Raw genomic sequence first — 13,856 nt, forward strand, 5'->3', positions numbered from 1 at the left:
GATAAGCTTCCGGATTTTTTCGGGCATTTTGCGCTGCGGCGCAGAATCGCGTAACGCGTTGATCTGTATGGTAAAATGGTGAGCCGTGATGGGTTCGAACCATCGACCTACTGATTAAAAGTCAGTTGCTCTACCAACTGAGCTAACGGCCCACTGACGCGCTAATTAGAAAGGCGGGGGCATAGGGTCAACCCCACAAATGCGTCAAAGGCTGGATTCATTTTCACACGGGGACTATATGCGCCGGATGAGCAAGACCACCGATAACGGCCTGCCGTTCATGAAGATGCACGGATTGGGCAACGACTTTGTCGTGATCGACGAGCGCAGCAAGCCTGCGCGCGTGGATGCGGCCCTTGCCGTGGCCATGGCCGACCGGCATCGCGGGGTCGGGTTTGACCAACTGGCTGTCATTTCAGATACACCCGATTCGGATATGCGCCTGACGTTCTACAACGCCGATGGTTCACTGTCGGCCGCTTGCGGCAACGCCACCCGCTGCATCGCCCGCTGGGAAATGGATTGCACGGGCAAGGATGTGCTGCGCATTGCCACCGCGCGTGGTGTGCTTCATGCCATCGAAATTGGTGGTGGCGTGACCAGCATCAACATGGGCCACCCGCAGACCGAATGGGCTGACGTGCCGCTTTCGCACGAGATGGATACCCTGGAACTGCCAATTGACGGCACGCCCACAGCGACAGGCATGGGCAACCCGCACTGCACGTTCTTTGTAGAAGATCTGAACACCATCGACCTTGCCCGACAGGGTGCCGCCCACGAACACGACCCACTTTTCCCCGAACGCACAAACGTGCAGTTCGCACAGATCATCGGCCCTGATCATATCCGGATGCGGGTCTGGGAACGGGGTGTGGGTATTACGCTGGCGTCCGGGTCTTCGTCTTGCGCTGCGGTCGTCGCTGCCGCACGCCGTGGCCTGACCGGGCATAACGTGCGCGTCGATCTCGATGGCGGCACGCTGGATATTGCATGGCGCGATGATGGAGTCTGGATGTCGGGGCCCACGGCTCACGTTTTTGACGGTGTCTGGCACCCATGACTGCCCCTGTTTTCACCACCCTCGGCTGCCGCCTGAATGCTTACGAAACCGAAGCGATGAAGGAACTGGCCACTGCCGCCGGCGTGCAGAACGCCGTGGTCGTGAACACCTGTGCTGTCACGTCCGAAGCGGTGCGCAAAGCCAAGCAGGAAATCCGCAAACTGCGCCGCGACAACCCCGATGCAACCCTGATTGTCACAGGCTGCGCGGCCCAGACCGAACCGGCGACGTTTTCCGCCATGCCCGAAGTTTCGCGCGTGATCGGCAATACCGAAAAGATGCAAGCGGCCACCTGGGCGCAAATGACGCCCGACCTGATCGGCACAACCGAACCCGTGCAGGTCGATGACATCATGTCGGTTACGGAAACCGCCGGCCATCTGATCGACGGGTTCGGCACGCGCAGCCGCGCCTATGTGCAGGTGCAAAACGGCTGCGACCACCGCTGCACCTTTTGCATTATCCCCTTTGGACGTGGCAATTCGCGATCCGTCCCCGCTGGTGTTGTCGTGGATCAGATCAAACGCCTCGTTGATCGTGGTTATAACGAAGTGGTCCTTACCGGCGTCGACCTGACCAGTTGGGGCGCGGACCTGCCCGCGCAGCCGAAACTGGGTGATCTGGTGATGCGCATCCTGCGCCTTGTGCCCGACCTGCCGCGCCTTCGGATCAGCAGTATCGACAGCATCGAAGTTGATGAAAACCTGATGCAGGCGATTGCGACCGAACCGCGCCTGATGCCGCATCTGCACCTTTCCCTGCAACATGGCGACGACCTGATCCTGAAACGGATGAAGCGCCGCCACCTGCGCGACGATGCGATCAGGTTTTCCGAGGACGCGCGCAAACTGCGCCCGGACATGACCTTTGGCGCCGATATCATTGCCGGTTTCCCGACCGAGACCGAAGCGCATTTCGAAAACTCGCTGAAACTTGTGGGTGACTGCGCCCTCACGTGGCTGCACGTCTTTCCCTACTCCGCGCGCCAAGGCACGCCTGCCGCCAAAATGCCCGCGGTGAACGTGAAAGACATCAAGACCCGCGCCGCCCGACTGCGCGCCGCAGGTGACGCGCAAGTGCAACGCCATCTTGCCGCGCAACTGGGCAAGACACATTGCGTGTTAATGGAAAACACCCGCATGGGTCGCACCGAGCAGTTCACTGAAGTCGCTTTCGAGACGGATCAACCCGAATCTCAACTCGTCACCGCGCAGATCACCGGTCACGATGGAAAACAACTCATCGCCTCATCTTGCTAAAAATATCCCCGCCGGAGGCTCCAACATGACACCCCTCCCCATCCTCTGGACATTCAGGCGCTGCCCCTACGCCATGCGCGCCCGCCTTGCGATCCAAAGCGCGGGTGTGCAGGTGGAACTGCGCGAAATCCTGCTGCGGGACAAACCGGCGGAATTTCTGACGACATCGCCCAAGGGAACAGTGCCGGTGATCGACACCGGCAAGAATGTGATCGAAGAAAGCCGCGACATCATGATCTGGGCGTTGGAACAGAACGACCCCAAAGGCTGGCTGGATATGCCTGCCATAGGCCACAGCCTGATTGATGCCTGTGACGGCCCGTTCAAGACCGCGCTTGATCACACGAAATATGCCGTGCGCTATCCTGATCTGGACGCCGCGGCCGAACAGGCCAAGGCGGCGGACTACCTTCATGACCTAAATGACCGCTTGGGCGACAAGCCCTTCTTTTTTGGCCCCGCACCCAAACTGGCCGACATGGCGATCGTCACATTCGTGCGCCAATTCGCAAATACCGATCGCGCGTGGTTTGACACGCAACCCTGGCCGTACTTGATCCGCTGGCTGGATCAGTTCGTTGCATCGGATGCCTTTGCCGGGATCATGACGAAATATCCCCCTTGGCAAGCAGGGCAGGATACCGTTCAGTTCCCGTAACCACGCAAGGACAGCCATGCACCCGAACCCGATCTTTCGCACTGCCGATGCCACGCGCAATCTGGCCTATGCACGTGATCGTAGTTTCGGCCTGCTTGGCATCAATGGCGCTGACGGGCCGCTGATGGCGCATGTGCCGTTTCTATTGGCCGATGACGGTGCAACGCTTGACCTGCATCTGGTGCGGTCAAACCCGATCGCCCGCGCGCTTTGTGAACCCCTTCAGGCCGTGATCGCAGTCACGGGGCCGGACAGTTATATCTCGCCCGATTGGTATGGCGTCGATGATCAGGTGCCAACGTGGAACTATGTTGCGGTGCATCTGCGGGGCACCCTGGAACGCTTGCCAGATGAGGCCTTGCGCGACGTGATCGACCGTCAGTCCGCCCATTTCGAAGAACAGCTCAGGCCGAAAGCGCCGTGGTCCAGCGCCAAGATGACGCATGAAGTTCTGGCAAAAATGATGCGCCAGATCGTGCCGTGCCGCATGGTGATCGACAGCGTCGACGGAACTTGGAAACTGAACCAGAATAAGGCTGATGGCGTGCGCGAGCGTGCTGCCGGTTTCGTCAACGGGCACGGGATGGGAAGCGATCCTGCGATCCTTGCTGCCCTGATGCTGACCCCGCCACGCCGTTAATCCGCCCCTTCCCGAAAGGCCAAGCCATGCAACTGATCATGTCCCCCACATCACCCTATGTGCGCAAAGTCCGCGTGATGATCATCGAAACCGGCCAACAGGACGCTGTCGAGGAAATCAGCGTGGTAACAAGCCCCTTCGAGATGGCCGCCGACGCCCTTGCCGCCAATCCGCTGGGCAAGATCCCCGCCCTGTTGCGCGAAGACGGCCCCGCGATCTACGACAGCCGCGTCATCACCCGTTTTCTGGATCACCGCGTTCAGGCTGGTCTATATCCCGCCGCCCGCATCTGGGAGGTTTTGACCCTCGAGGCCACGGCAGATGCCATTCTGGATGCCGCTGTCGCCATGGCCTACGAGGCGCGCTTCAAGGGGGCCGAGGGCAAGAACGGTGAATGGATCGAAACGCAGTGGGTCAAGATTGCGGGGGCGCTGTCAGCGATCAATTCCCGCTGGATGAGCCACCTGAACGGGCCGCTTGATATGTCGCATATCGCGGTCGCCTGTGCTCTTGGTTATCTGGATTTCCGCCATGATGCCCGCAACTGGCGCGCCGATCATGACGCCCTGTCTGCGTGGAGCGCCGCATTCGACGCACGTGCATCCATGCAGGCCACCGGGCCGGAATAGACACCTTTAGAAACTAAAGCTGACACCCAGATTCACAGCATTTGTGATGATATCGGTTTCAAGGCTGCCACCGCTGCCCAGATCAATCTGGTTCATCGAATAGGTGCCTTGGTATTCGCCAAATACAGCCCATTGATCGTTGATGTCGTAGCTGGCACCCGCAGTCCAGCGCACTGCCGGGCCGGTTAGCTGATAGCCAAATGCCTTGCCACCGGCAGATTCGATATCCACGTGCGGCACGGCAATCCCCAGTCCACCACCCACATAGGGCGTGACGCTGCCCCATTGATTGGGCCAACGGCGCATGGCGTTGACCGTGATGATGTTCAGCCCGTCGGTCAGTTCAAAGCGCGTAAACCCGTTGTCAGCCAAGGTCGCGGCATCGCCATAAACTTTGGTATGGGTGAACTCGGCACCCCACCCAAAAGTTTCGGTGCGCCAGAACGTCGCGCGCGCGCCATAGTAAGGCGGCATTTCAAACGAAAGACCTTCCCAACCGGCCGTGAAGTCCAGATTGGGGTCAACCGCATTGCCCGGATCAGTGCCGTCCACCTGACTGTGCGGACTTTCCTGAAAACCAAGGTAAAAGCTGAGTTCGGTTTCAGCCGCCAAAACCGTAGGGGCGATCGCCACCAATGCTGCAAGGGCTAAACGTTTCATCAGGCGATTCTCTCTAAGACCAGAGTGGCTTAGGTGATGATAAGCCGTTTTGCCTTGCGCTTCAATGGACCCAAAGGCAGGTCTATTCGCCGCAGTTGGCCAATATGGGCGAATGTCTGCTGGACGGGCAAGGTTTGAAGGGCTAAGAAACGCCGGAAGTGATGGGGCGCGCCCCGTCTGTCTTTTTCGTGGGGCCACGGCCCTGAATAAACCGGAGATGCACCCCGTGTCACACGCAGACGAACACGAAGGCACACGCCGCGACTTCATCTACTACGCCACCGCTGGCGCAGGGGCTGTTGTCACAGGCGCTGCCGTTTGGCCACTGGTCAACCAAATGAACCCATCCGCAGATGTGCAGGCGCTTGCCTCGATCCGCGTGGACGTTAGCGCGATTGCTCCCGGCGCGCAGCTTACGGTCCTGTTCCAAGGTAAGCCCGTGTTTATCCGTTACCGGACCGAGGCCGAAATCGCCCTGGCCGCCGAACAGGACGCCGAGCTTGAACAGATGCCGGACCAGATCGCGCGCAACGACAATTTTGACAACCCGATGCCCGCCACCGACGCAAACCGCACGCTGACCAACTTTCGGCCCGCAAACGACGATGGCACCTTGGGTGATCCGGTTGGCACGCCGGGCGAATGGCTGGTGCAAATGGGTGTCTGCACCCACCTTGGCTGTGTGCCGCTAGGTGACGGTGCGGGCGAATTCGGTGGCTGGTTCTGTCCCTGCCACGGGTCGCACTATGATGCGTCCGGTCGCATCCGCAAGGGCCCTGCCCCGGAAAACCTGCCGATTCCTGTCGCCGAATTCGTCGACGCCACAACGATTAAACTCGGTTAAGGAGAGAGAGACCCATGTCCGGTATCCCCCACGACCACTACGAACCAAATTCGCGCGGCGCCAAGTGGCTGGAAAGCCGCCTGCCCATTATTGGCCTGATCCACGGCACCCTGATGATCCCCACACCCAAGAACCTGAACTGGATGTGGATCTGGGGCATCGTGCTGGCGTTCTGCCTTGTGCTGCAAATCGCCACCGGCATCGTGCTGGTGATGCACTACACGCCGCACGTTGACATGGCCTTTGCCAGTATCGAACACATCATGCGCGATGTGAACGGCGGCCACATGATCCGCTATTTCCACATGAACGGCGCCTCCCTGTTCTTTGTCGCCGTCTATGCCCACATGTTCCGTGGCCTTTACTACGGGTCTTATAAATCTCCGCGCGAAGTGACGTGGATCATCGGTATGCTGATCTACCTGATGATGATGGGCACCGCCTTCATGGGCTATGTTCTGCCTTGGGGCCAGATGTCGTTCCACGGCACAGCCGTGATCACCGGCCTTTTCGGCGCGATCCCCTTCATCGGTGAAAGCATCCAGACATGGCTCTTGGGCGCATCGGCTGTTGGCCAGCCCGCACTGAACCGCTTCTTCTCGCTCCACTACCTGTTGCCCTTCGTGATTGCGGGCCTTGTGATCCTTCACATCTGGGCCTTCCACCACACCGGCAACAACAACCCGACTGGTGTTGAAGTGCGCCGCGGGTCCAAAGCCGAAGCGGAAAAAGACACGCTGCCTTTCTGGCCATACTTTGTGATCAAGGACCTGTTTGCGCTTTCCGTGATCTTGACTGTGTTCGTGGCTGTGGTGGGCTTTATGCCAAACTACCTTGGCCACCCTGACAACTACATCGAAGCAAACCCGCTTGCGACACCGGCCCACATCGTTCCCGAATGGTATTTCCTGCCGTTCTACGCGATCCTGCGCTGCTTTACTGCTGACGTCTGGGTCGTGATGTTCGCTGACTGGATCAGCTTTGGCATCATCGACGCCAAGTTCTTTGGTGTGCTGGCGATGTTCGGCGCGATTGCCGTGATGGCACTGGCCCCCTGGCTGGATACATCCTCGGTGCGCTCGGGCCGTTACCGCCCGATGTTCAAATGGTGGTTTGCCCTGCTGGTGATCGACTTCATCGTGTTGATGTGGGGTGGCGCGATGCCAGCCGAAGGCATCTACCCGATTATCTCGCTGATCGGCGCGACCTACTGGTTTGCCTATTTCCTGGTGATCCTGCCGTTGCTGGGCGTGATCGAAAAGCCCGACACACCGCCCGCAACCATCGAAGACGATTTCAACGCGCACTACGGCGCCTCGGCCGAAACCCCGGCCGAGTGAGAAAGGACGAGAAAATGATGTTCCGCAAACTCACCCTCTCTGCCGCAGTTGCCTTTGGCCTAAGCACGGGCACAGCCTTTGCCGCTGGCGAGGCGCATATCGAAAACTTCGACTTCTCGTTTGAAGGCCCGTTCGGTGCCTTTGACCAGATGCAGCTTCAGCGCGGTCTGCAAATCTACACCGAAGTCTGTTCGGCCTGTCACGGCATGCGTTATGTCGCGATCCGCACCCTGCACGACGAAGGCGGCCCAGCGCTGCCCGAGGATCAGGTGCGCGCCTACGCCGAACAGTTCGTCGAAGTCTATGACGAAACCATTGAGGATTTCCGCCCTGCAACACCGGCGGATCACTTCCCGGTTTCCAACGATCCCAACGCGCCTGACCTGTCTTTGATGGCCAAAGCGCGCGCGGGCTTCCACGGCCCTTATGGCACAGGCATGTCGCAACTGTTCAACGGTATGGGTGGCGCTGAATATATCGCCTCGCTGCTGACGGGTTACGAAGACCCGCCCGCATGTGCGCCCGATGATATGGAAGGCAGCTATAACACGGCGTTTGCCGCTGGTGGTTTCCCCGAGGAATGCAAGGACGAACACGGCCACCACACGGTTCCGGGCAGCTGGATCTCGATGGGTCAACCGCTTTGGGGCGACGACGTGGAATATGCCGATGGCCATTCCACCGACCTTCACCACGAAGCCGAGGACGTTGCCGCCTTCCTGATGTGGACTGCCGAGCCCAAGATGATGGCGCGCAAGCAGGCTGGTCTGACTGGCGTGATCTTCCTCACGCTGCTGTCGGTTCTGCTTTATGCAACCAACAAACGCCTGTGGGCGCCACACAAGAAGAAAGCCAAGCGTAGCGACGACTAAGTCCCGCTGAAGCAAGCGAACAAAGGCGCGTCCGGTCGGGCGCGCCTTTTTCGTTAGTCCCCCAGATAGGCACGAAGTGCAGCAGGCGGATCGGCAAGCAGTGGCCCCGTCTTGACAGGCGGGCCCACGACCCCGTCCATCACCACAATCGTTTGCCCCGCCACACGCGCCGCATCGCGCGGATCGTGCGTGACCATCAAAACCGTGCGCCCCTGGATCGCAAGAATTTCAGCGCAAAGGTCCAGCATTTCATCCCGCAGCGCAGGACCAAGTGCGGCAAAGGGTTCATCAAGCAACACCACCGGTCGCCCGCCCAGCAAGACCCGCGCAAGGGCAGCGCGGCTTTGCTGCCCTCCCGACAGGGCGGACGGTTTGCGCGTTTCGTATCCGGCAAGCCCGACCTTGCCCAAAACCGCTGCAATCCTGTCGGCATCGCCCTTTTGCATCCGCAATGACGGGCGCATCCCCAGAAGCACATTCTGCGCCACGGTCAGGTGCGGGAAAAGGTTGTTGTCCTGAAACAACAGGCTGACGGGCCGGTCAGCCGGTGACTTGCCGGTAATATCCAGCCCGTCGCAGTCAATCCGGCCAGACGTTGGTTGAACGAAACCGGCAATCGCCGACAGCAATGTTGATTTGCCCCCGCCTGACGGGCCAATCACAGCCGTGATTCCCCCGGCTGGCACCTTGATATCCGCGCTTAGGGAAAAATCCGGAAACGTCAGAATCAGTTTATCAAGCGTCAGCATCCGTTCGCCCTCCTTGGTCAAACAGCCAGAACAATCCCAGACTTAGCGTCACAAGAACAAGCGCGGCCCCCGCCGCCGCCTCCATCTGATAGGCGCCCATCAAGCGATACATTTCATGCGGAAGGGTCGAAGCACCACCATTGGAAAAGAGCGTAATAACCCCAAGATCACCCATTGATAGGGCTGCAGCAATGCCACCTCCAAACCCCAATGGGCGGCGCAAGCGCGGGAGGATCACGATCCGCACCCGCGCCCACCAGCGCAATCCCAGCGCACCTGCCAAGGGGCCAAACTGCGTTTCAACCTGCGCGACTGCTGGCGCAAGAACACGCAGCACGAATGGCAACGCCATCAGACTATTCACAAGTGCAGTAACAGGAAGCGCCAGACGGGTTGGATTGACCAGCGGAAACGCGATCAGAAAAAGCCCCGTCCCCAAAACCAACCCCGAAAATGCCATCGGCAATGTGCCGATAATCATCATCCATCCCCCGCCGCGCAGGGCCAGCGCAAGGGCCAGCGCCAGTGTCAGGCCAGCCGACACAATCGCGATCATGACCGAGCGTGCCGCCGCACCCCAGACCGATGGGGGCAAGTCCAAAAGACCGGGCAAACCGCGCAAGACCACCATGATCAACGGCACCAGCAAGAACAGTGCCGCGGCGCCAATCCATGCAGCGTCGGTCCAAACCGAACCATCCCAACGGGCAACAACGCGATCCAATCCGCGCCCCATGGCATCAGGCGCAGTGATCACAAAGGCAAGCAGCGCAACGCCTGCACAGATTGCCAATTGCACCAGCGTCAGGGTCGCCGCTCCGGCCAGATCAAAGCTCAGCCTGAACGCCTGATAGATCGCAAGCTCAATCGTTGTCGCGCGCGGGCCGCCGCCAAGCGTCAGCGCGACAGCAAAACTTGTCAGGCAAATTAGAAAGATCACCACAAAGGCACCGGGCAAAACGTTGCGCAGCATCGGCTTTTCCAAGACCTGCCAGATGGGTGCATTCAGGCTGGCCGCCAGGTGAAACCTTTCGGATGGAATGGCGACCCAACCCTGCAGGATCAACCGCACGGCGAGGGGCAGGTTAAAGAAAACATGCGCAAGTATGACACCATGCGCGCCGTAGATGGATACATCCGGCAGTCCTATCGCAGCAAGCAACTCATTGAGAATACCAGCCCGACCGAACACGGCTAGCAACCCAAGTATTGCGACGATTACGGGCAACAGAAATGGCACGCCAAGCAGCGTGATCAACGCCTGCCGCCCGCGGAACCGCCGTCGCGCCAATGCCCGCGCCACAGGTATCGCGAACCCGATGCTAATTAGCGCAGATGCAAAGGCTTGCCACACCGTGAACCGGATCGCCGACACGTCCGCGCGGGACAAGGCGGCGATCCCTTCGGCACGCCAAACAACCGCAACAAGCGGTCCAAACAAAACGACCAGCACCAGCGCGACCGCAATCCGGCCGGGCCAGCGGGGCGTTTCGATTACTGCGACAGCGCGGCGCGCCATTCTTCCAACGCGGCATCACGGATGCTTGCCGCCTCAGCGGGCGCAAACAAAAGGGATTTTTCGGGCGTCGTCAGACCCTGAAATTCGTCTGGAAGCCCCGCGTCAGACACCACAACCGGATACATCCAGTTTGTGCGCGGGATCACGGACTGAAACCCATCGGACACGATAAACGCCATGAACTGATCTGCCAGTTCGGGCTGATCGCTGCTTGCCAGCTTTGCGGCAACTTCGACCTGCATGTAGTGGCCATCGCTGAATGCCCACGCGGTTTTGGTCTCATCCTCCTCGGCGTAGATGTGATAGGCGGGTGATGTCGTATAAGACAACACCGCATCGGCTTCACCTTCAAGGAACAAGCCATAAGCCTCGCTCCAGCCCGGTGTGACGGTGACGATATTGTCGGCCAAAGCCTCCCAGATCGCCTGCGAGTCGTCAGGATAAGCCGCCTGCACCCACATCAACAAACCCAACCCCGGCGTCGATGACCGCGGATCCTGGATCACGATCTTGATGTCGCTGACAGCCAGTTCAGCGATGGTTTTCGGGGCATCCGCGCCTGCATTGCCAACAAAGGCGAAATAGCCCCAGTCATAGGGCAGGAATTGTTGATCATCCCACGCAATAGGCAGGTCAAACACCGTTTCAACGCCATGATCGGTGAACACGCCGGTCTGGCGCGCCTCGGCGATCAAAGATGTATCCAGCCCCAGCACAATATCGGCGTCGGTGCGCGGCCCTTCCAGCCTGACGCGTGCCAACAGGGCCGCACCGTCACCATTTCCGACAAATTGCAGGTCACAGGCGCATTCGGCCTCGAAAGCTGCTTCAATTGCGGGTCCGGGGCCCCAGTCGGTCACAAAACTGTCGTAGGTATAAACTGTGAGAACAGGCACTTCGGCCAATGCGCCAGTGGCACAAAAGCAAAGTCCTGCAACAGTCGTCAGATGGGTCTTAAACATGGTCATCCTCCAAATGTGCCGGACGGATGGGGGCAGCATCGATGGATGCGAGACCTTCCCTCCGCCGGTCTTAACCGGTTCAGGTTCAACGGGTCCGCTTGCGCATCTCAGCCATGATTGGCCCCCCGAGGTAAGCTGGAACCTAGGGCCGCAGCCACGCAAAGACAAGGGAAAGGTCTTGAGGCATTGGCGGCGCAACGCTAGACCCGTCAGGCAACAGGAGCGCACCCATGTCGATGAACAGCTACGGACACCTTTTTCGCGTCACCACATGGGGCGAAAGCCACGGGCCGGCCTTGGGCGCAACCGTCGATGGCTGCCCACCCAACGTGCCCCTGACCGCGCCAATGATCCAGCAATGGCTGGACAAACGCCGCCCCGGGTTAAACAAGAACACGACCCAGCGGCAGGAACCTGATGCGGTTGAAATCCTGTCGGGTGTGTTTGACGGGAAAACCACCGGCACGCCGATCCAGTTGATGATCCGCAACACCGATCAACGCTCGCGTGACTATGGCGATATCGCCGACACGTTCCGCCCCGGCCACGCCGACATCACCTATCACCAGAAATACGGCATCCGCGATTATCGTGGTGGCGGGCGGTCAAGCGCACGCGAAACCGCATCGCGGGTCGCGGCAGGTGGGGTTGCGCGACAGGCAATTGCCGCGATTGCGCCATCGGTCGAAATCAAGGGCTATATGGTGCAGATGGGCGAAAAGAAAATCGACCGAGATCGGTTCGATTGGGCCACGATCGACGAGAACGATTTCTGGTGTCCCGATGCGAAAGCTGCGTTCGAATGGGAAGACTACCTGCAATGGCTGCGCAAGGATGATCATAACAGTGTTGGCGCCGTGATCGAAGTTGTCGCGCGGGGCGTTCCCGCAGGCATCGGTGCACCTGTTTATGCCAAATTGGACACTGATCTGGCAGCCGCGATGATGAGCATCAATGCCGTCAAAGGTGTCGAGATCGGCGAGGGCATGGCCGCCGCCGCGCTGACGGGCCGCGACAATGCCGACGAAATTTTCATGGGGCCAAACGGGCCCGAGTATTCATCCAACCACGCGGGCGGCATTCTTGGCGGGATCAGCACAGGACAGGATGTGGTCGTGCGCTTTGCCGTGAAACCGACCAGCAGCATTCTGTCGCCGCGCCAGTCGATTCGCATGGATGGATCGCCTTACGAGGTCGTGACCAAAGGCCGCCATGACCCCTGCGTCGGCATCCGTGCCGTGCCCGTTGGCGAGGCGATGATGGCATCTGTGATCCTTGACCACATCCTTCTGGATCGTGGCCAAACCGGCGGCATGCGCGGCAAGATCGGCTAGATCACCTTCACGCCCTGTTTGGACAGTTGCACCGCCAGGATTCCGGTGGCGATGATCAGCACGCCAACAACATCAAGCGGCCCAAGCTTTTCACCCAACAGCAATGCAGCAGTCGCCACACCCAGGAACGGGTTGAGAAAGTGGAAAGTTGCAGCCTTGACCGCGCCGATCCGGTCAACCAGCAGGAACCAGATATAGGTCGCGGCCAAACCCGGTATCAGCACCGTGTAGGTGAACGCCACGCCCAGCTTCCAGTTCCAGTCAAACGCGAAAGTCTCAAGGGCCAGCGCAGGGACCCAAAGCACCGCACTGCCGACCAGCATCTGTAAACCGACGATCATCAGCAAATTGCCACCCGAAGACGCGCCGCGCACTGCAAGGGTTGCCACGGTCAGGGAGCACACGCCTATCACGCATAAGATCGCGCCAAACAGATCGACCCCGCCTTGCAACCTTGCACCCATGATCAAGGTCACGCCGACAACACCAGCGACCAATCCGGCAATCCCAAGCGGGCGGATGCGATCACCAAATCCGGCCCAGCCAACCAGCGCCACCAGCAGTGGCATGGTCGATGCAATGATCGCGGCAAAGGACGCTTCAACCGTTTGCATGGCCACGAAGTTGAGGCCCAGATAAAGGGCGTTCTGCGCAATTCCAAACGTCAGCACACCAATCCACTGGCGCCGCGTCAGGCGCGCCGATTGGCCCAACAACACGGCGATCCCGACACCCAAAGTGCCGGAAATCAGAAAACGCAGGGCAAGGGCAGTCAAAGGCGGTGCATAGTCAACAATCACCCGCGCCGACGTAAATGCCGAGGACCACATCAGCGCAAAGGCAAGGCCCAGAAAAACCGCACGTAGGTCCATTGATTATCCTGTATCAAGACCCGCAAAGCAAAAGGGCCGCCACTGTGGCGACCCTTTCGAAATCTCGTTCCGGGTGCAAGCCCCGGTGCGTGACCTTAGCCGTTGACGCTGTCTTTCAGCGCTTTGGCGATGGTCATTTTAACGACCTTGTCAGCGTCTTTCTTGATCTGCTCGCCCGTTGCGGGGTTGCGAACCATACGCTCGGGGCGCTCGCGGCAATAGATCTTGCCAACACCAGGAAGGGTGACAGCACCGCCGCCGGACACTTCACGTGTGATCAGGCCGCACATCGCTTCCAGAGCAGCAGCAGCGGATTTCTTGTCGGTGCCCATATCTTCGGACAGTGCAGCCACAAGCTGCGTCTTGGTCATTGGTTTTGCCATGTTGTTCTCTCCATCTTCTGCCCTAACCGTGGGGCCTCATGTGGGTGCATTTAACGTCATATGGTGTAGGAC

The 13,856-nt window shown here is 59.5% G+C and carries 15 protein-coding genes, 1 tRNA gene and 1 riboswitch; of the genes, 9 read left to right on the forward strand and 7 right to left on the reverse strand.

What is annotated here, in order from left to right; genetic code table 11:
- Nucleotides 1–76: 76 nt before the first annotated feature.
- A tRNA-Lys gene (locus tag SJY21_RS09860) sits at nt 77–152 on the reverse strand.
- A 95-nt stretch (nt 153–247) separates the two neighbouring features.
- Here SJY21_RS09860 and dapF point away from each other — a divergent pair.
- From dapF to SJY21_RS09885, 5 genes are read left to right on the forward strand one after another with little or no spacing between them, the layout of a single operon-like run.
- Nucleotides 248–1,063, forward strand: a complete 816-nt coding sequence (dapF, locus tag SJY21_RS09865) for a diaminopimelate epimerase (RefSeq protein ID WP_377509697.1) — start codon at nt 248–250, stop codon at nt 1,061–1,063.
- Complete coding sequence (gene mtaB / locus SJY21_RS09870) at nt 1,060–2,322, forward strand: tRNA (N(6)-L-threonylcarbamoyladenosine(37)-C(2))-methylthiotransferase MtaB (protein WP_377509700.1); 1,263 nt, start codon at nt 1,060–1,062, stop codon at nt 2,320–2,322. Before dapF ends, mtaB begins: the two co-directional genes overlap by 4 nt.
- A gap of 25 nt (nt 2,323–2,347) precedes the next feature.
- Entirely contained in the window at nt 2,348–2,980 is a 633-nt protein-coding gene (locus SJY21_RS09875; RefSeq protein ID WP_377509703.1) for a glutathione S-transferase, read from the forward strand.
- Between the two features lie 16 nt (nt 2,981–2,996).
- Complete coding sequence (locus SJY21_RS09880; protein WP_377509706.1) at nt 2,997–3,620, forward strand: FMN-binding negative transcriptional regulator; 624 nt, start codon at nt 2,997–2,999, stop codon at nt 3,618–3,620.
- A gap of 26 nt (nt 3,621–3,646) precedes the next feature.
- Nucleotides 3,647–4,249 carry a glutathione S-transferase gene (locus SJY21_RS09885; protein WP_377509709.1) on the forward strand — a complete coding sequence of 201 codons (603 nt, stop codon included), beginning with the start codon at nt 3,647–3,649 and terminating at the stop codon, nt 4,247–4,249.
- Nucleotides 4,250–4,255: 6 nt separating this feature from the next.
- On the opposite strand, the gene SJY21_RS09890 is transcribed toward SJY21_RS09885, so the two are convergent.
- Complete coding sequence (locus SJY21_RS09890; protein ID WP_377509711.1) at nt 4,256–4,909, reverse strand: outer membrane protein; 654 nt, start codon at nt 4,907–4,909, stop codon at nt 4,256–4,258.
- A gap of 226 nt (nt 4,910–5,135) precedes the next feature.
- Here SJY21_RS09890 and petA point away from each other — a divergent pair, with 226 nt between their 5' ends.
- From petA to SJY21_RS09905, 3 genes are read left to right on the forward strand one after another with little or no spacing between them, the layout of a single operon-like run.
- Nucleotides 5,136–5,753, forward strand: a complete 618-nt coding sequence (petA, locus tag SJY21_RS09895; protein WP_377509714.1) for a ubiquinol-cytochrome c reductase iron-sulfur subunit — start codon at nt 5,136–5,138, stop codon at nt 5,751–5,753.
- A 14-nt stretch (nt 5,754–5,767) separates the two neighbouring features.
- Nucleotides 5,768–7,093, forward strand: coding sequence for a cytochrome bc complex cytochrome b subunit (locus SJY21_RS09900; RefSeq protein WP_377509717.1), 1,326 nt, complete (start codon nt 5,768–5,770; stop codon nt 7,091–7,093).
- A gap of 17 nt (nt 7,094–7,110) precedes the next feature.
- Entirely contained in the window at nt 7,111–7,965 is an 855-nt protein-coding gene (locus SJY21_RS09905; RefSeq protein ID WP_377513206.1) for a cytochrome c1, read from the forward strand.
- 53 nt (nt 7,966–8,018) lie between these two features.
- Here the strand turns inward: SJY21_RS09905 and SJY21_RS09910 are convergent, their stop codons facing one another.
- From SJY21_RS09910 to thiB, 3 genes are read right to left on the reverse strand one after another with little or no spacing between them, the layout of a single operon-like run.
- Nucleotides 8,019–8,714 carry an ATP-binding cassette domain-containing protein gene (locus SJY21_RS09910; protein ID WP_377509720.1) on the reverse strand — a complete coding sequence of 232 codons (696 nt, stop codon included), beginning with the start codon at nt 8,712–8,714 and terminating at the stop codon, nt 8,019–8,021.
- On the reverse strand, nt 8,701–10,233 hold the full coding sequence (locus SJY21_RS09915; protein ID WP_377509724.1) for a thiamine/thiamine pyrophosphate ABC transporter permease ThiP: 1,533 nt from the start codon (nt 10,231–10,233) through the stop codon (nt 8,701–8,703). The genes SJY21_RS09910 and SJY21_RS09915 overlap by 14 nt, the downstream gene beginning before the upstream one ends.
- Nucleotides 10,209–11,195 (reverse strand): thiamine ABC transporter substrate binding subunit, encoded by a 987-nt coding sequence (gene thiB, locus SJY21_RS09920; RefSeq protein WP_377509726.1) that lies wholly within the window; start codon nt 11,193–11,195, stop codon nt 10,209–10,211. The genes SJY21_RS09915 and thiB overlap by 25 nt, the downstream gene beginning before the upstream one ends.
- Nucleotides 11,196–11,234: 39 nt before the next feature.
- Nucleotides 11,235–11,333: riboswitch (TPP riboswitch) on the reverse strand.
- A 92-nt stretch (nt 11,334–11,425) separates the two neighbouring features.
- Between thiB and aroC the strand changes: the two genes are divergently transcribed.
- Nucleotides 11,426–12,529, forward strand: a complete 1,104-nt coding sequence (gene aroC / locus SJY21_RS09925; RefSeq protein WP_377509729.1) for a chorismate synthase — start codon at nt 11,426–11,428, stop codon at nt 12,527–12,529.
- On the opposite strand, the gene SJY21_RS09930 is transcribed toward aroC, so the two are convergent.
- Nucleotides 12,526–13,401: a DMT family transporter gene (locus SJY21_RS09930; RefSeq protein WP_377509732.1), complete on the reverse strand. Its 876-nt coding sequence runs from the start codon at nt 13,399–13,401 to the stop codon at nt 12,526–12,528. The genes aroC and SJY21_RS09930 overlap by 4 nt on opposite strands.
- Nucleotides 13,402–13,496: 95 nt before the next feature.
- Nucleotides 13,497–13,784: an HU family DNA-binding protein gene (locus SJY21_RS09935; RefSeq protein WP_377509735.1), complete on the reverse strand. Its 288-nt coding sequence runs from the start codon at nt 13,782–13,784 to the stop codon at nt 13,497–13,499.
- Nucleotides 13,785–13,856: the final 72 nt, after the last annotated feature.

The sequence above is a fragment of the Octadecabacter sp. R77987 genome, from assembly GCF_042466115.1.
In the GTDB taxonomy this organism is placed as follows: domain Bacteria; phylum Pseudomonadota; class Alphaproteobacteria; order Rhodobacterales; family Rhodobacteraceae; genus SW4.